Origin of the sequence: Sneathiella aquimaris (assembly GCF_026409565.1) — a bacterium.
GTDB classification, from domain to species: domain Bacteria; phylum Pseudomonadota; class Alphaproteobacteria; order Sneathiellales; family Sneathiellaceae; genus Sneathiella; species Sneathiella aquimaris.
The window spans coordinates 453,790-471,544 of record NZ_CP112881.1 but is presented as its reverse complement, the minus strand read 5'-3'; the positions used below and the strand labels follow the sequence as shown (position 1 = coordinate 471,544).

Below are 17,755 nucleotides of genomic sequence, written 5' to 3'. Positions count from 1 at the left end.
GGATAACGAAAATGACACTCCGATCACGCAAAACCAAACAGGTTGTTTTTCTCGTTTTAATGACGCTCGTTATTGTGTTCGTCTATCAATATGCGGCGAGTCAGGGTACGTCTAAGCGACTGAACCTCAACACACCTGTTTCATTTCCTGTGGACATCTAGATGAAAAATATATTCACGACTTTTCTTGCTCTGGTTTTCTCCGGTATCGTCGTTCACATCCTTTACGTCAGTTACATTTGGCCCGAAGCAGATCAGGCACTGGCAATTGCGAAACAGGCCGGCATATCGGCCCCCCGTGATCTGGCCGTCATCCTCAAAGACACGGAACAGGAAATCTGCTTCATCCTCATGCTTTGGGGATTTCTGCTGATAATTGGAAAATCCTGGCAGATTGTAAATGAATGGCACTTATATTCTGTCGACCTTCTGGGCAACACTGCTGATCCGTCGGAAACACTGGATACAAAAGAAGCCCTCAAGAAAACACTTCACGAAATTGAGGAACTGTCCGACACAGTTGTTCAAACGCCTCTCATCCAGACCCTGATCAATAGTATCAGACGTTATCTGATCACAAATGACGTGCACAGCACATCCGAAGCAATCACCTTGAGCGTCGATGCACTTGCCATGCGTCAAGAGGCCGAAAACACCGTCATTCGGTATATTATCTGGGCTATTCCTTCTATCGGTTTTATTGGAACAGTCCGGGGTATCGGGCTCGCTTTGTCTCAGGCAGACGAAGCGCTGGCAGGCGATATTTCAGGAATGACAGACAGTCTTGGCGTCGCCTTCAATTCAACACTGGTTGCGTTGGTCATCAGTATTTTCATGATGCTCTTTTTACACAGCCTCCAAAGACTGCAGGATGGGCAACTCGTCAAAACACAGTCTTATTGCGATGACTTTTTTATAAAACGCATTACGAAATAGGTGCATTCTGAGACGCCGTCACGATACTGAAGGATCAAACCTCTCGTTTTTGGACATCATGTCCTGCGGTTTAGGAGCGGTTATTCTCGTTCTTATCCTTCTAAAATTACAGCCAGATGACGCTCCCATTGAGCTTGACCCCCTGCAAGAACAACTGGAACAGATGCAAAAAGAGGATGCCGAGATTGCATCGGCCATTTCCAAGTTACTGGAGAGCAACAAAAAGCTGGATATCGCAACCGAAGAACAAATAAGTCAATATAACGCCCTTCTCGCCGCTATTTCCGCAACACAGGGCAAGATCGATGAAAAGAAAAATCAGCTGGAAACACTGAAGGAACAAATTCGAAAGTCCCCGCCCCTTAAGAAAAAAGATAGTGTACAGAACACCAATCAAGGCGAAGAAACCTACTTGATGGGATTAAAGGTCGAAGGGCCCCGCATTGTCTTTCTGATCGACAGCAGCGCCTCCATGACAGATGAACTTCTGTTGGATATCATTCGGCGAAAAGCCGGGTCTACGCTCGATAAGAAAAAAGCCCCTAAATGGGTGAGAACCCAACGTATTGTAAAATGGCTGGCAAATCGAATTCCGGCCGGATCCCAAGCGGTATTTCTTACTTTTAATGAAAAAGCGGTACCACTGGGTCCTACAACCTGGTTCTCGGGACAAAATGCGACCGCAGTAAAGGCTGTTTTTAAACAGATTTCAGAAGTGGTTCCGACCGGTGCAACAAATCTGGAAGCAGCATTGCAAGCGGCAAAATCACTTACGCCGATGCCAACGAACTATTACATCGTAACAGATGGGCTTCCGACGACCGGTAACTCCCGCTATAAAAGCCTAAATCCCTTTTCCAAATGCACTTCATTGTTCGGGCAATCGAACACGATCTCCGGTGAATGCCGGTATAAACTATTTCAACATACGGTGAAAACCAGTGGGCTGCAGTCCTCGTTCCCGGTGAATATTATTTTATTACCGCTTGAGGGAGATCCTGGCGCCGCTCCCGCATATTGGAGTTGGACATTTTTATCAGGTGGCTTGCTTATCAGCCCGGCGCAGGAATGGCCATGAAACGTCGCAATCGATCTTTGGAAATATTCAGCCTCTCCTTTCTGGACCTTATCTCCTGCGGGTTTGGCGCAGTTGTGCTGCTGATCCTGATTTCCAAAACAGGTGAAGATGTTTCTTCAGCCTCGATCCAGGAAGCCCAAGATATTGTCGCCCAACTCACCCTTATGGAAAAGCGGATCGCGGACAATCTGGACCATTTGAGCCAGTTACAAGAAGAAAGAAACGTAAAACAAGAGAAAGCGCTAACGGCTGAAAATGAACTGAAAAAGCTCTCGGCCCGGCAAGCTGATGCTCAAGAGGCTGATCAAAAAGCAGACGAGGATCTGCAAGGAATGGAACTGGTCGCCCAATCTTTAAACCGGGCCAGCATTCAACCTGCCACCAATACAAAAAAGCGGGATGACGAGGTTGGCGGTATTCCGGTTGATAGCGATTACATTCTATTTATTGTCGACACATCTGGCAGCATGCAAAGTATTTGGCCCAAAGTCACAAAAGAAATGCAGAATATCCTTAAAATTCATCCGAAAGTAAAAGGCTTTCAAATCATGAATGATAACGGATTGCACTTGATTTCTGCTTACCGCGGGAAATGGATACCCGATACAGCCAACCGCAGGGCCAATGTTTTTAATACGTTCAAAAGTTGGCGAAGCAACTCAAACAGTAGCCCGGTTGAAGGCCTGGAGGTTGCCCTCAGAACCTATGCCAAACCGCAAATTTCTTTATCCATTTATATTTTAGGGGATGAATATAGTGGCAGTTCATTCGATGCCGTGATCGACCGGCTTAACGTCTTGAACAGAAACAAGGCAACCGGTGGTCTGCTGGCCAAGATCCACGCTGTTGGTTTTGTTTCCGCGGGCATTACAGGTCGTTTTTCAGTTCTCATGCGAGAAGTGACAAAACAGAATGGGGGCACCTTTCTGGCCCTTTCACGCAAATAAGACTAATGGGGGAAATAACAGCGAACAACGGAAAAAATATCATCAAAAACAGCATATTAACTTGCATACTGCCTGCAAAAAATACACGTTTTATAAGCATTGAAACCAACTTTGCGTTCTTCAGGAGCAGGGCAACTCTTTAAAGGAGTCATTTTCTTGTACATTAAGCGTCTTGTGGATTATGCCTTCAAACGGAATAAGCGAACCTTTAGTCTGCCCCCCTGAAATACAGATTAACAGTTGTCCCTTCACCAATGGTACTTTCAATATTCATGAAACCACCGGACTGTTCGACATAACCATGCACCATCGACAGACCCAATCCAGTTCCTTCGCCCACTTCTTTCGTTGTGTAGAAAGGCTCAACCGCCTGTTTCTTGACGTCTTCAGACATACCGCTTCCAGAATCCGTAACAGCAATGCGAACATATCGCCCGCCATTTTTCACCCTTTCGTCCTCTGTATCACCATCCACCACGACGGGTTCTACCAAAATGCTCAACTTTCCCGCTTCTGGCATGGCGTCCCGGGCGTTCGTCGCCAGATTAATCAATGCGTTATTCAACTGAACAGCGTCCGCAAATGCATTTATCTCGCCGTTGCGGATCTCCAAACTGATATCAATATGCTCTCCAAGGCCGCGACCGATCATCTCCAGCGCCTCCTGCACAACAGTACCCAGATTTAAAACCTCATTATTGAGGTGTTTTTGGCGACTGAATGACAACAGCTGATCGATAAGACCCGCGCCCTTGTCCGCCGCACTCAAGGCAGCGCGAATATGTCGATCTGTCGTTTCTTCCTTGATATTTTCACGGGCAAATTCCAATCGCCCGATAATCACTGACAAAAGGTTATTAAAATCATGGGCCACCCCACCCGAGAGTTTCCCCAACGCTTCCATCTTTTGGGATTGCTGGAGTCTGAGCTCAATATTTTTATACTCACTCAGATCGTGAATAATGCAGGTGTAATAGGTCTCGTTGACAAACCGGGACGTTCCGACAGATAAATTTGCGACATACTGACTGCCATCTTTTCGGCGGGCAACAACCTCTCGCACCGCCCCAACCGATTGTTCAATCTTACTATGATCATATACGGAAGTCTGTGGATCTCCCTTTTCTGAAAATTCCAGTGGCATCAGCATCTTTACGTTTTGACCAACAACTTCTTCGGTCGAGTAGCCCATTATCTTCTTGATGGCTTTATTCACCAGAATGATTTTGCCGGTTTGATCGGACAGGATGATAATATCAAGTGCGGCATCAATAACTGTTTGCAGTCTCTGTTCAGAGAGGGCTTTATCTCTAAACTCACCATGTTCCTGATTTACACGAGAGAAACCTGCAAGGCTTCGTTCTATGCTTTTAAACCGAAGCAATATTGCTTTTTCATCGCCGAAGACAATCGCAGCCCCTTCGCAACGATACTCCCGCATCACTTCATCAGGGCCTTTCAACTTTTGCCGAGAAAACAGGTTATCGCGGCTACCCGAGCAAAAGCTTAAAAACCGCTCGAACCCGCTGCCAAAAAGCGTCACAAGATTTTGGTTCTGTTGCAAGCAGAACCGCTTCTTTGCTGCCGGATTAAGCGCCAGAATATCTCCTTCGACGGAGAGCAGAAGACTGGGGATCTTATCGGAATGTGTTATCAGGTCAAACGATGCGCTTATCATAAAATATGTCTAGGACCGTTTAAAATATTCACGACCATCTTCGCCATTCTGGGTAAAATAAAGGACAACACGGCATTGATCGGCGCCACTGGCAATCGTCTCTTTCAGTTCAACTTTAGCGTATTTTACATTCTCAGACGCAATATGCCCAAAAACATTTGATGTCATCATACACAGTGACGGCCGACCGAGGACGCGATCTCCAAAAGGGCATTGACGATTGCCAAAAACAATATAGTCCTGCGTTTCTTCAACGATATAAAAGTCGCCTTGTATGCGACGCTTTAAGTCCAGTAAAACTTCGCCAACCTGCTCTCTTGTCAGATTAGATAAACTCAATGCGTCTTTATAGTCGCGATCAATTTTCGAACCGATAGCCTGCCCGACAAGACTGACATACCCTTCGGCCTCATCAATTCCCACAACATCTTCAAGTGTTCCGGACAGTTCTCTCAGTAAGTCAAGAAGAAAACTCTCCCGCTGTAAGGGTATTGACGCCGTTTCTACTGAATTTGACATAGATAATTCCCTTATAAATACACTCCTATAACTAAAGCACAGGATACTTAATGAATTCTTACTTGCCGCAAAAACAATCGCCATACGAGTACCGATTTCGCCAGAATTCTCTCTTATTCCGAGTAGAATAAACGCCTGGAAGGAACACCCCGAATAAACAGGACGATCTTCTGGTTTCGCACGTCTTAAACGGTCTCTTCAAACTGAAGAAATCGACTTGCTTACAACGAAATACAGGACTCCAAAGCGCGGACTATACCTTAATGTACTACGCTCTGACCTGCTCTAGAAATTTGGTAACTTCTGACTTCAGGTTTGTCGAACAGTCATCCAGTTCTCGCACGGCAGTAAGAACGGACGTGGAAACATTCTGCACCTCATTCGAGGCTTCTGTAACACCCGCAATGCTGGAAAAAACATTTTGCGTTCCTTCCGCTGCCTGATCGACATTCCGAGCAATTTCTTTCGTCGCGGCAGTTTGCTCCTCCACTGCCGCGGCAACTGACGATGCAATCTCTTCGATTTGATTGATGGTGGTCGAAACATTTTCGATCAGTGAGGCAGCGTCTTTTGTGGAACTTTGAATACCACCGATCTGATTGCCGATATCTTCGGTCGCCTTGGCCGTTTGGTTCGCAAGGTTTTTCACCTCACTCGCAACAACCGCAAAGCCTTTGCCTGCATCACCGGCCCGCGCAGCCTCAATGGTTGCATTAAGAGCCAGTAGATTGGTCTGTTCCGCAATGTCTGTAATGATATTGACGACTTCACCAATTTTTTGTGCCGACATAACCAGAGTATCTATGCTTTCCTTGGACTGGGATGCCTGAGCAACAGCTTCCCGGGCGATATTGGTAGACTGATTGACCTGATGACTTATCTCATTACTGGAGGCGGTCAGCTCTTCTGTCGCAGCAGAGACCGTCTGTACATTCTGCGAGACAACCTCAGACGCGCTCGAAACCTCGTTGGCCCGATTGAGTGAATTTTGGGCCGTATTGGCCATGGTCTCTGCGTTGACGTTCAGCTTGCTGGAAACTGTCGTGACCGAATTGACAACGCCGCCAATACTCGTCTCAAAATTTTCTGCCATTTTGGATAGAAGCGCGCGCTGGTCTTCCCGGTTTTTCTCCTCAGCTTGCAATTTCTCCATCCGTGATTGTTCTTCAAGTTGTGCCCGCTCATCATTGGCTTTCTTTTCTGCCAGGCGTTGCTCCTTGTCTTTTTCCCGTTGCTCGATAATACCGTTCCTGAAAATTTCGATGGACTTGGCAATGGCCCCGATTTCATCCGTTCGGTCCTGAGAAGGCACTTCGATTTCAGTATCCCCACCGGACAACTGTTCGACCACTTCCGTGATTTCATTGATCGGATCAGAGATTTGCCGGGCAATCCGGAAGGCCGCATAAATAGCGCCAGCCAATATGATCAGGACAATAAACAGAGTAACAAGGAGAGAGTTTGTAATCTCACCGAAAACCTCGCCCGCAGGCAATTCCACAAAAACAAAAGACTGGATCGTTGGGATCCAGGCAACACCCACAATCATTTCCCCTTTGTCACCGTCGTAATTGGATATTCTAACCTGACCATCTGTACCAAGCAGAAGTTCTTCAGCTATTTCTTCCATACCTTCAATATCAGAAATATTCGTATTCCCGATCAAGCTGCTATCGCGATGAAGCTTGAACACTCCTTCGCCAGATGTCAGCCAGACCTGCCCGGTTTCACCAACCTGAAAGCTTTCGATATATTGGGCGATCTCTTTTGCGTCGACACCAAGACCGACGGACGCAATCTTTCCCTCCACCTCTAAGCGGATATTGGTAAAAAGCTTCCATTCATTCCCGGTGCTTTCACTCCTATCAAGAACCATTTCGTAGGGTGCCCCGCTGGAAACAAAACCATCGAACCAATATTTCATATTGTCCGAACCGGCCTTGTTAAACCCATTTTGATCATAATATTTACGCGTAACATTGGACGCAAATGTGGCACTAAAGGCGTTTACATCCTCGACAATACTGCTGGCATACTCTGCCCAATCGTCGATTCCTTCTTCAGGTTCCCCTGCAGCAAACCAGTCCTGAACATAGGTGTTGCTCGCAATACCACGTGAGGCGGTCAGATATACACTCAGCTTCTTCTCAATATCATTCCGAATAGCACGGACATGGGCCGGAAATTCATTTTCGTACAGCCTGTCTGAAACCAGCGAATGGATTTGCAGATAGCTTACAGTTCCCGCAATCAGCACTGTTCCCGTCAAAAGGAAGGTTATGAGGTAAATCAATTTTTTGCCAAACGACATTTTTCACTCCAAGATGCGTTCCGGCGAACGCAAAGGCCGAAATTAGTGCTATTTACATTAGAATATATTGGTATTACAGGAATACGTTACTTTTGCCTTAATTTATCTCTTTTGCAGCCAATTAATGTTTCAATTCGGGTAAGCAGCCCAGCGAGTGCCGTTCAGGGGATTATAAGATCCCTTTATTATCGAAACAGCGTTCTATACAGTTTACCTTCTGGCGTACAAGACGCTAATCGTCAGACTATAGAAGTATGAGAGACGACCAAACAGGTGCCCTTAGATATGTTCAGATCCCTTTCGCAAAGAGCGTTTGACGCATTAACCTCTGAAGATACCGGGCAGGTTGACAAAGATATTTCAGAAAACTCATATAACGATCAGCCCAAGAATTTTACGATCCATATTATGTCGCTTTCATTAACGAAAACAGCAGATGGATTAATCGACCCCAAGTTGATTTTAAGTTGGATATTGTCATCCCTGGGTGCGCCAGTATATTTCATCGGCATGCTGGTTCCAGTGCGCGAAGCGGGCGCCCTGTTACCACAGCTTTTCATAGCGGGTTTTCTTAAATCTCGCCCCAAACGCAAATATGCGTGGGTCTTGGGCTCGGTTATTCAAGGTGTCTGTGCCGTTGGACTGGGCCTATCTGTTTTGATGCTGGAAGGATTTTCATTGGGCGTCGCCATTATTGGCTTATTGGCGTTACTGGCAGCCGCCCGTAGTATCTGCTCAGTTTCCTATAAAGATGTATTGGGCAAAACAGTGGATCGATCCAATCGAGGAACTGCAACGGGCGCGGCGAGCTCTATGGCCGCTGCATTTGTCATCCTGTACGCGCTACTGGTCACGTCGGGTATATTCGACAAACAGTCTCTGATTACGCTGGGTCTGTTTTTGGCTGGTATTTGCTGGATCAGTTCCAGTCTCCTCTTTTCAACCTTGACCGAGGAAGAAAGTGACATCGAAAGCAAAAGTTCGCCGATCGATATTGCCCGGGAAAATCTGGAGTATCTATTGCAGGATCGCCAGCTTATTCTGTTCATATTGACACGCGGTCTTTTAATGGCCACAGCCCTTGCGCCGCCGTTCATGATTGCCCTGGCAATCAACAGCGTTACCGATTATGCCGGTTTGGGACTGATGCTTCTCGCCTCTTCTCTTGCCGGACTTTCAAGCGGCTACATCTGGGGACGCCTCGCAGATCGCTCCAGCCGGAAAGTCTTGATGCTGTCCGGTCTCTTTGCTGGCTGTGCCTTGCTGGCAACGGTGATCTTCGCGCTTACAGGACTACTGGAAACCGCATGGATTATGCCCGTCACCCTGTATGCGTTGATGATCTCCTATCAGGGCGTGCGTCTGGGACGTTCAACCCATCTGGTGGATATGGCTGATGAAAACAGACGAGCCCCTTATACGGCGCTCTCCAATACCATAATTGGCACATTATTACTGGCTGGGGGTGGTTTTAGTTTCGTGGCCGCCGCGTTCGGTGAAATTGCCGTTCTGGGCATTTTTAGCGGGATGTGCTTTCTGTCGATGATCAGCGCGTATTTTCTCATGGAAGCGCAATCCTGAAACGGTGGATTGTCCTTACAGAAGAATGGGTATGGCGCACGCTGAGGCCATGTGATTCAATCTAAGAACCGAGGATCTTAAGAACCAAGGATCGTTTGGACAAAAAAAGTGCCAGCTCACCGCGTGAACTGGCACTTTTTCATAAGATAGTTTAGGGAAAATTACCCTAAGAAACCTTATTTTACCTGCAAATTAATCGCTGAAGATTTATTGCGGGCCTGATCTACTTCCAGGTCGTAGTTGATTGAGTCACCTTCGTTCAGGCCACTCAGACCAGCGCGTTCTACTGCACTGATATGAACAAACACGTCTGTGCTGCCGTCGCTAGGAGCGATAAAACCATAACCTTTAGTTCCGTTGAACCATTTAACTGTACCTGTAGCCATATTGATCTTTCCTTATATTTGATCGTTACGTATTAAAATCTACTTATCTTTTACCGATTTGAGACGGCTTATTCTGTTTTCGCGACCCGGTATTTCCGAGCATACGATTAAGGCCTGCAAGCGGCTCTGTTGAACCAGCCGTGCGATCTTTTGTTTTCAAAGCGTTCCCATCAGCCCCTTTAGGCTTGCGGTTCCCGCGTTTCGGCCCTTGACGATTATGCGTCTTTTTGGGACGAGAGAATTTTGCAGATCCAGCATCAGGAGCTGCAAAGGGTGCTCCGTTGGCTGGCAAGGGATCATTGGCACTTTCGAGCCTGTTCCCGATCAGTTTTTCGATATCACGCAGACATCCCTGTTCTGCTACATCACATAACGAAATGGCGTTGCCTGACCGACCTGCACGCGCTGTTCGGCCAATGCGATGGACGTATGATTCAGGAACGTTCGGCAATTCATAATTAACCACCAGAGACACGTCATCCACGTCAATACCACGAGCGGCAATATCCGTTGCAACCAGAATTGATGTGCGCCCTGCCCGAAAAGAGGCCAGCGCCCGTTCCCGTTGAGACTGGCTTTTATTCCCGTGAATAGCTGCAGCAGTAAGACCCGCCCCTTCCAGATGGCGACTGACCTTGTCTGCACCGCGTTTTGTCCGCGTGAAGACGATGGCCCGTCCGCTTTTATCCTGTGACAGAATCTCGGTCAGGACGATACGTTTGTTTGCTGCAGGAACATGCCGGACGGATTGTGCAATCCGTTCAATCGGTTTAGAAACCGCCGCAACGGCAATTTCGACAGGATTGGACTGAAAATCAGCGGCCAGCTTCCGAATTGGCGGCGGCATTGTTGCTGACATCATCACTGTTTGCCGTTTTTTCGGCAATCGGCTTATAATTTTTCGGATCGTCGGCATAAAGCCCAGATCCAGCATCTGATCCGCTTCATCCAGAACCACCGAGCGAGTTTGGTCAAGCCCAACAACCCCTTCGTTCATATGGTCCAGTAACCGGCCCGGTGTAGCGACAACAATATCGACACCAGACGCCAACGCCTTGATTTGCGCTTTCGGTTTAACACCGCCAACGACAACCGCAACGGACACGTTCAGGAATTTTGCGTAGTTATGAATATTCTCACCGATTTGGGCTGCCAATTCACGAGTAGGCGCCATAATCAAGGTGTGACATTTTTTTGCTCCGGGCTTTTGTCCATCTTCAACAATTTTTTGAAGAAGAGGTAAAACAAAAGAAGCGGTTTTTCCGGTCCCTGTCTGCGCTATACCCAATACATCATGACCCGCAAGCATGGCAGGAATGACATCGGCTTGGATAGGAGTAGGAGTGGTATAACCTTCGATTTCTATCGCTCGAAGTAAAGACTCGGCAAGTGCGAGGTCTGTAAACTTTATCAACTAGTCTCTTTCACCGACCTGTAATTGCAATGCACATTTTTCGTGCTGAGCAGAGGCCGTTTTGTTCTGGAAGCTTGCGTAGAAGAGCTGCCTTTTTTAAATCTGATCCAAAATGGATCTTTCAGGCAACGATATCAATACGACTTATTGCTAGAATATCACACCGTTGCTGACAATTTGATCAACTACGCCCGGCGCGATGCAGAGAATTGGTCATAGTTCCGCTGGAATAGCAAGACAAATCTTTTTGGGGCGGACAAATACGATCACCATACAGAGGGTTTTTCGTATTTATGGCCGGCACCAAACCGCCACAACCCTTATCATCGACCCACCCCTAACAACAACCATTCATAATAAACCATTGAAATAAAATGAATATTTACCGATCAGTAGCCACATGAATTGATATCTGTTGAAACCAACTCATTCATTTTCGCCGCCCTTCACTATATAACCCGCGTCGCATACCATGATCCTGAATATCGGGTCAATTTGCCAACCGACTTGGTAACCTGGTCTACTTTCAGAGATAGATTCTCTCTTCAATGGGCGTGCTATCGATCAGTTTTTCCAGAATCTGACAAAACGCCACTTCAGCGCGGTTTAACTGGGCTTTTGGATTTTGGACCACATATACATCAATTGCCGGCGGAGAGGTATATGGCGGCAATCGCCATAAAACACCGCTTTCCACGTCCCGCTTTGCCACATGGATCGGCAGGGGGCCAATCCCCAGGCCTGCAATAATCATGCGCCGAACTTCTTCCAGATTAGCCGACGTTCCGACCACTCGGTCATCCAGATTGGCTTCAGCCCGCATCAGGGCCACCAGCCTCAAGGCGTCCCCCATCTGATCCGTCACAAAACTGACGCTGGACTGACCGGCCAAGTCCGTTGGGCGAAGATCTTTCACCCCAAACAAAGGATGAGAAGGACCGCAAAAAAGCCCGAAATGTTCCCGGAACAGACGCTTATAGTGAAGCTTTGGACTTCTGTCCTTTACCAAACAGATCCCGATGCTCGCCCGCCTTGCGACCAGATTTTCGATCGCATACCGACTTGCCGAAATCTCTATGGACAGGGTAGCGTGCGGATGTTGCTGATGAAATCTGGAGAGGGCGTCATCGAAAAGGGGACATTCCACATGACTGGCCATTGCAATGCGTACATGACCGCGAATGTCATCTTCAGTATCGCGAAGAATGGTTTCAAAACGCAGGATCGTACCCTGAATTTCGATAATTTCCTTTTCAAGCAGCTTTCCTGCTTTTGTTAGTCGAAAGGACCCCGGCGACCGAAGAACCAGTTGTTTGCCCAGCCGTTCTTCCAAACGTTTGAGGGATGCCGAGACCGATGGTTGACGCAAACGCAATCGATTAGCCGCATCTGTAATACTTTTGGATTTTGCAATGACCAGAAAGGTTTTAAGCAAATTCCAGTCCAGATCACGGGCCAGTTTTTCCGGAGATAGATTTGATGAAGAAGCCATTATAGTCTCAAACTATAGTTATTATTCTGCATATCTATTTGATCTATACAACCCTATCTGGCAGCTTTCAACGTAATTTCTTGGGGGGCTTATGTCTATTGAAACACGGGAGGCGCGGCAGCCTTGGATATTGTTGTCACCAGCACTGACATCAATATTGCTGCTTCTGATTGTGCCGTTGATGTTCATCATCGTTTATTCGTTTTGGCTTCGCACGGCCACGGGCTCAGATCAGGTCGGCTTTTTTCTCGATAACTGGATAGAAGTTCTAACCGATGTATTTTACCGTGATATCCTGATACAGACGCTACGCATTGCGCTGATCACGACATTCTGTTGCGCCCTGATGGGATACCCGGCGGCCTATTACATCGCCCGTTCCAATGGCAACAAAGCTATGCTTTTGCTGCTACTGATGCTGCCCTTCTGGATCAGCTATATTATCCGTACCATGTCATGGATCAATATTCTTGGCGTTTCCGGTGCGTTGAACACCCTTATGATCAGTATCGGTCTGATCGATGAGCCTATTCAGATGCTGTATAACGAAGTCACCGTTATTCTGGGTCTGGTTCATTTTCTTCTCCCTTTCATGGTCCTCAATATCTATGTAAGTCTTGAAGATATTGACCCCAATCTGGAAGACGCGGCCTGTTCGCTTGGGGCCTCCCGCTGGCAAACCTTTCTTGAAGTAACGTTGCGACTGTCGCTGCCAGGATTGGCCGCAGGCGGTCTGCTTTGTTTCGTGCTGGGCGCCGGAACCTATATCACGCCGGTCATTCTGGGCGGACCAAGAGACGCCATGTTTGCCAATCTTGTATTTGAAGCGATCATCACGCAACTGGACTGGCCACTTGGATCGGTTCTCTCTCTTGTCCTGATCGTTGTGCTCGGTGCCATCGTCATGGTTTACAACCGCTTTTTGGGAATGCGTCAATTGATGAAAGGGCTTGGCTGATGGGATGGAATTTCATACGGCTTTGGACAGCGCTGGTTTATGTGTTCATGTTCCTGCCCGTCGCAGTTGTCGTTCTGCTTAGTTTTAATGCAAATCAGTTTGGTAGTTTCCCGATCACCGGCTTCTCCTTTCGGTGGTTCGTCGAACTGGCAGGCAATGATGCCATCATCAGGGCATTCCAGACGTCGCTGCTATTAGGCGCACTGACCGCAATAATTTCAACAACACTTGGCGTTCTGGCCAGCCTGGCGCTCGTTCGATACAAAGTGCCGGGCGGAAATTTCATCAGTTCTCTGCTGATTGCCCCCATTCTTGTGCCCGAAGTGGTGCTCGCCGTTGCCCTTTTACTGTTTCTGAATTTTATGTCGATCCACAAGAGCTTTTTCATGCTGCTCATGGGACATGTCATCTTCACGCTGCCTTTTGTGGTTCTGGTTGTGCAGGCCCGCTTGATCGGTATTCGCCGGGATGTTGAAGAAGCGGCAATGAGTCTTGGAGCAACACCAATACAGACTTTTTTCCAAATCACGCTTCCCTTGCTGGCCCCCGCGGTATTCGCAGGAATGCTTTTCGCTTTTACCATCAGTTTTGACGACATAACCGGCACCCTGTTCTGGAAGCCCGGTGGCATTGAGACTGTCCCTACGCAAATTTTTGCCATGCTCCGCAATTCCATATCGCCGGAAATCAATGCGCTTGGCTCAATCATGATTTTCTTCACCGTCGGGGTTCCCTTGATCGGGGCCGCCATCGCCCGACGGATGGCTGGTAAGCAAAGTAACTAAACCGACTTGATGACGGACCAATAACAGAGAGGATACTATTATGGACGATACAAAACGGTACGAACGATTAATCGAACGATACAAAAACGGCGATCTTGACCGCCGCAAGTTTCTGGGCCTGATCGGCGCCGCAGGACTGGCATACGGACTGCACACGCCCTTTGCCAAATCTGCCTTGGCAGCCGCGAAAGAAGTCCGGTTTGACGGCTGGGGTGGCGTCGTGTCCGAAGCTTTTCGCAAGCACGCCTTTGCACCTTACACGGAAAAAACAGGCATCAATGTTGTGGACGGCACCTTTGGGAGTGGTGACGAATATCTGTCCCGTGTGAAAGCCAGCCAGAACGGCGAATATAACATTGCCCACCTGTCTGGTGTTTTTGACTATGCCCGCTACCATGGCCTTGGTCTCACCAGCACATTGAACGAAGCCAACATTCCAAACCTCAAATATGTCATTCCAAAACTGGCAGACGTTTTCCGCGGCATTACTGATGGCAAACTATCCTGCGTTCCTTATGACTACGGAACTACCGGACTGGCCTATAACCGCAAATATGTATCCGATGACGAAATGAAGGAAAAAGGCGCGAATATCCTTCTGGAAAAACGGTTGAAAGGCAAGATCGGTGGCTGGGGCGACTGGCGCACCAGAATCTGGTATGCCTCTTTGCAAACTGGACAGAACCCGAACGATGCGAAAGACATGGATGCCATCTGGGAAGCCTTGCGCACACATCGTGATCTTCTCCTGAAATACTGGGGGTCAGGTGCTGAACTGATGAGCCTGCTTGCCGAAGAAGAAATTTATGTAACTGAAGCCTGGTCCGGGCGGGTCTATGCCCTGCAGGAACAAGGCCATGACATTGGCTACATGGATCCGCCAAATGGTTTCGGTTGGCAGGAATGTCTGTTTGTCATCAAAGGCTCCCCAATGGAAGCCTGTGAAGAACTGCTGAACTTTATGCTGGCACCGGAAACATCCATTGCGGTTGCTGAAAGCCAGAACTATCCACCGGCACTGGATCCGAACAAGGTTGATCTGGGTAAAAAGATACCGACTTTGCCAGCGTTTGATCCAAAAGGCACACTTGAAGGCCTGACATTTGCGGATCCCAATTACTGGAATGGGAATGAACAAGACTGGTCCAAGAAATTCGGCCGAATTCAAAAGGGTTACTAAGTCTGAAAATCTTCCGTCGCCGGTCGGCGGCGGAAGACCGCTACTATCTGCGAGGAAATTTCCGTGAGCGCTGTTAAACTTCATAATATTGTCAAGAAATTCGGTGATTTTACTGCCGTTCATCCCATGTCGCTGGAATTTCCTGAAGGCAGCTTTGTTACCTTTTTAGGACCCTCTGGCTGCGGCAAAACCACCACGTTACGGATGGTCGCCGGGCTTCTTGATCCATCGGAAGGCGACATTTATGTTGGCGATCGACAGATAAACGACACACCCATTCACAAACGCAATCTGGGGGTCGTCTTTCAAAACTATGCGCTTTTTCCCCACAAGACCGTGGCGGAAAATGTTGCCTTTGGTTTGAAATACCGCGACGTTTCAAAGCAGGAGCGACAAAAACGGGTTCAAGAAGCCCTTGAACTCGTACAACTGCCCCATCTGGCCCAAAGTTATCCAAAACAGCTTTCAGGCGGACAGCAGCAAAGAATTGCACTGGCCCGCGCTATTGTCATTGAACCGGATGTCCTGTTATTGGATGAGCCCCTTTCTGCCCTTGATGCCAACCTTCGAGAAGACATGCGGGTAGAGTTGAAGCGCATTCAAGAACAGATCGGCATTACAACCATCTTTGTAACCCATGATCAGTCAGAAGCCCTTGCGATGTCGGATATTCTGGTCGTCATGTCAAACGGCCGGGTGGAACAGGTCGGGGCACCAGAAGAAATCTACACCAACCCGACAAGTTGCTTTGTCGCTGATTTTCTGGGTACCTCTAATATTCTAGAAGCGGAACCGCAAGTACGCGACGGCCAATCCGGCTTGTTTGCCCAAGCCGTTGGGTTTGTTCCGCTGCCTGAAAAACAAATGAAAAAAGTCAACGGCCAGGCAAGCGCCTCCCTTGTCATTCGGGCAGAGAAGATCCAGCTTTTGGCAGAAAACACGCCTTCGGACGGCCGGATTGAACATCAAGGCCGCATCGAAGCCGTTGATTATCAGGGACAGCTCGTCCGTTACTTCGTCGATATACAAGGTCACAAATTTCAGGTTTTAAATATGCTGAGCATTGGCGGTGCGCTCACTGAGGGCCAGACTGTCTCCGTTCGTTTCCGGCCAGAGGATTGCATTGCTATCGGAGAAAACACCTAATGGTCAGTCACCTTTTTTATCAGACCGGAACGCGGCGCCCGACATTGGCCGAAGCCCGTGGTATTTATATGTGGGATGTCGATGGGCGGCGGTATCTGGATGGCTCATCCGGGGCGATGGTCTGCAATATTGGGCATTCTAATCCGAACGTGCTGGCTGCCATGCGCCAGCAAATGGAAAAATCCACGTTCGGGTATCGCCTGCATTTCGAAACAGAACCATCAGAGCAACTAGCGGCGAAGGTGGCAGGACATGCGCCCGAAGGTCTGGAAAAAGTATTTTTTGTATCTGGTGGATCTGAAGCCGTTGAAAGTGCAATAAAACTGGCGCGCCAATATGCGGTTGTCAGTGGTCAGGAAAGTCGCTGGAAAGTAATTTCACGATTGCCCAGTTATCATGGCTGTACTTTGGGGGCTCTGGCGCTCACCGGGTACGATCCCCTGACCACCCCTTTTTCGCCAATGTACCAAGCCATGCCAAAAATCCCGGCACCCACGGCTTATCTGGATAAACGCAATCCCGATGACGAACAAACCGGCCTTCACTACGCAAATATGCTGGAAGACAAAATCCTTGAAGAGGGACCCGAAAGTGTCCTTGCATTTATTGTTGAACCGATCGGCGGCGCGTCTACCGGAGCGCTTGTTCCGCCCAGAGGATACATGCAGCGCATTCGCCAGATTTGCGACCAATATGGGATCCTGCTTATTTATGATGAGGTCATGACGGGCGGCGGACGAACAGGTAAGTTTTTTGCAGCGGATCATTGGCCTGCCCGGCCAGATATCATCACCTTTTCAAAGGGCTTTGCCGCAGGATATTCACCGCTTGGCGCCATGATAGCCGATGACCGTCTGGTCAATTCAGTCGTCGAAAGCGGGGGATTTTTACACGGATTTACCTATGCAGGTAACCCGCTTGCCTGCTCTGCCGGGCTGGCGGTTCTCGACGAAATTTCTTTACAGGGCATGGCTGCAAATGCTGAGGCCATGGGCCGGTTGCTGAAACAGGAATTAACAAATCTGATGGACCGCTACCCGTTTATCGGGGATGTGCGGGGACAAGGGCTTCTGCTGGCGTTCGAGCTGGTTCAGGATCGCGACAGCATGGCACCCCTTCCCAAAGAAATGAACGCTTACCTGCAACTGGTTGACTTCGCCTATGCCAACGGATTGATTATTTATTCGAGACGGACCCGAAACGGTCTTGCTGGTGATCATTTTCTTGTTTGTCCGCCGATGATCATCACCAAAGAACAGATCGGCGAAATTCTTGAAATGCTGACCAAATCTCTCGACCAGTTTGCAGATCAGAACAAATTGCCGGTCAACAAGGCCCACTGAAG

The 17,755-nt window shown here is 48.3% G+C and carries 16 protein-coding genes; 10 read left to right on the top strand and 6 right to left on the bottom strand.

The window, feature by feature from the left end; all coding sequences use genetic code 11:
- The first annotated feature begins 11 nt into the window (after nucleotides 1-11).
- From OIR97_RS02200 to OIR97_RS02185, 4 genes are read left to right on the top strand one after another with little or no spacing between them, the layout of a single operon-like run.
- Nucleotides 12-161 carry a hypothetical protein gene (locus OIR97_RS02200; RefSeq protein WP_169544080.1) on the top strand — a complete coding sequence of 50 codons (150 nt, stop codon included), beginning with the start codon at nucleotides 12-14 and terminating at the stop codon, nucleotides 159-161.
- Nucleotides 162-935, top strand: a complete 774-nt coding sequence (locus tag OIR97_RS02195) for a MotA/TolQ/ExbB proton channel family protein (RefSeq protein WP_169544079.1) — start codon at nucleotides 162-164, stop codon at nucleotides 933-935.
- 58 nt (nucleotides 936-993) lie between these two features.
- Complete coding sequence (locus tag OIR97_RS02190) at nucleotides 994-2,013, top strand: vWA domain-containing protein (protein WP_169544078.1); 1,020 nt, start codon at nucleotides 994-996, stop codon at nucleotides 2,011-2,013.
- Nucleotides 2,010-2,960, top strand: a complete 951-nt coding sequence (locus tag OIR97_RS02185) for a hypothetical protein (protein WP_169544077.1) — start codon at nucleotides 2,010-2,012, stop codon at nucleotides 2,958-2,960. Before OIR97_RS02190 ends, OIR97_RS02185 begins: the two co-directional genes overlap by 4 nt.
- 208 nt (nucleotides 2,961-3,168) lie before the next feature.
- On the opposite strand, the gene OIR97_RS02180 is transcribed toward OIR97_RS02185, so the two are convergent.
- The 3 genes from OIR97_RS02180 to OIR97_RS02170 all read right to left on the bottom strand — a co-directional run bounded on the left by OIR97_RS02180 (nucleotide 3,169) and on the right by OIR97_RS02170 (nucleotide 7,468).
- Nucleotides 3,169-4,638 (bottom strand): PAS domain S-box protein, encoded by a 1,470-nt coding sequence (locus OIR97_RS02180; RefSeq protein ID WP_169544076.1) that lies wholly within the window; start codon nucleotides 4,636-4,638, stop codon nucleotides 3,169-3,171.
- 9 nt (nucleotides 4,639-4,647) lie between these two features.
- A complete protein-coding gene (locus OIR97_RS02175) occupies nucleotides 4,648-5,157 on the bottom strand; it encodes a methanogen output domain 1-containing protein (RefSeq protein ID WP_169544075.1) in 510 nt (169 codons plus the stop codon).
- Between the two features lie 268 nt (nucleotides 5,158-5,425).
- Nucleotides 5,426-7,468, bottom strand: coding sequence for a methyl-accepting chemotaxis protein (locus OIR97_RS02170; protein WP_169544074.1), 2,043 nt, complete (start codon nucleotides 7,466-7,468; stop codon nucleotides 5,426-5,428).
- Nucleotides 7,469-7,753: 285 nt separating this feature from the next.
- Between OIR97_RS02170 and OIR97_RS02165 the strand changes: the two genes are divergently transcribed.
- On the top strand, nucleotides 7,754-9,049 hold the full coding sequence (locus OIR97_RS02165) for an MFS transporter (RefSeq protein ID WP_169544073.1): 1,296 nt from the start codon (nucleotides 7,754-7,756) through the stop codon (nucleotides 9,047-9,049).
- 176 nt (nucleotides 9,050-9,225) lie between these two features.
- On the opposite strand, the gene OIR97_RS02160 is transcribed toward OIR97_RS02165, so the two are convergent.
- The 3 genes from OIR97_RS02160 to OIR97_RS02150 all read right to left on the bottom strand — a co-directional run bounded on the left by OIR97_RS02160 (nucleotide 9,226) and on the right by OIR97_RS02150 (nucleotide 12,341).
- Nucleotides 9,226-9,435 carry a cold-shock protein gene (locus OIR97_RS02160; RefSeq protein WP_169544072.1) on the bottom strand — a complete coding sequence of 70 codons (210 nt, stop codon included), beginning with the start codon at nucleotides 9,433-9,435 and terminating at the stop codon, nucleotides 9,226-9,228.
- A gap of 43 nt (nucleotides 9,436-9,478) precedes the next feature.
- A complete protein-coding gene (locus OIR97_RS02155; RefSeq protein WP_181017850.1) occupies nucleotides 9,479-10,849 on the bottom strand; it encodes a DEAD/DEAH box helicase in 1,371 nt (456 codons plus the stop codon).
- A 526-nt stretch (nucleotides 10,850-11,375) separates the two neighbouring features.
- Nucleotides 11,376-12,341: a LysR family transcriptional regulator gene (locus OIR97_RS02150; RefSeq protein ID WP_169544071.1), complete on the bottom strand. Its 966-nt coding sequence runs from the start codon at nucleotides 12,339-12,341 to the stop codon at nucleotides 11,376-11,378.
- Nucleotides 12,342-12,432: 91 nt separating this feature from the next.
- On the opposite strand from OIR97_RS02150, the gene OIR97_RS02145 reads away from it, so the two are divergent.
- The 5 genes from OIR97_RS02145 to OIR97_RS02125 all read left to right on the top strand — a co-directional run bounded on the left by OIR97_RS02145 (nucleotide 12,433) and on the right by OIR97_RS02125 (nucleotide 17,753).
- Nucleotides 12,433-13,299 (top strand): ABC transporter permease, encoded by an 867-nt coding sequence (locus tag OIR97_RS02145; RefSeq protein ID WP_169544070.1) that lies wholly within the window; start codon nucleotides 12,433-12,435, stop codon nucleotides 13,297-13,299.
- The gene (locus tag OIR97_RS02140) at nucleotides 13,299-14,084 is read left to right on the top strand and encodes an ABC transporter permease (protein ID WP_169544069.1); all 786 of its coding nucleotides are present in this window, start codon (nucleotides 13,299-13,301) and stop codon (nucleotides 14,082-14,084) included. Before OIR97_RS02145 ends, OIR97_RS02140 begins: the two co-directional genes overlap by 1 nt.
- A 40-nt stretch (nucleotides 14,085-14,124) precedes the next feature.
- On the top strand, nucleotides 14,125-15,264 hold the full coding sequence (locus OIR97_RS02135; RefSeq protein ID WP_169544068.1) for an extracellular solute-binding protein: 1,140 nt from the start codon (nucleotides 14,125-14,127) through the stop codon (nucleotides 15,262-15,264).
- Between the two features lie 63 nt (nucleotides 15,265-15,327).
- Nucleotides 15,328-16,410 (top strand): ABC transporter ATP-binding protein, encoded by a 1,083-nt coding sequence (locus tag OIR97_RS02130; protein ID WP_169544067.1) that lies wholly within the window; start codon nucleotides 15,328-15,330, stop codon nucleotides 16,408-16,410.
- Nucleotides 16,410-17,753, top strand: a complete 1,344-nt coding sequence (locus tag OIR97_RS02125; protein ID WP_169544066.1) for an aminotransferase family protein — start codon at nucleotides 16,410-16,412, stop codon at nucleotides 17,751-17,753. Before OIR97_RS02130 ends, OIR97_RS02125 begins: the two co-directional genes overlap by 1 nt.
- Nucleotides 17,754-17,755 lie beyond the last annotated feature (2 nt).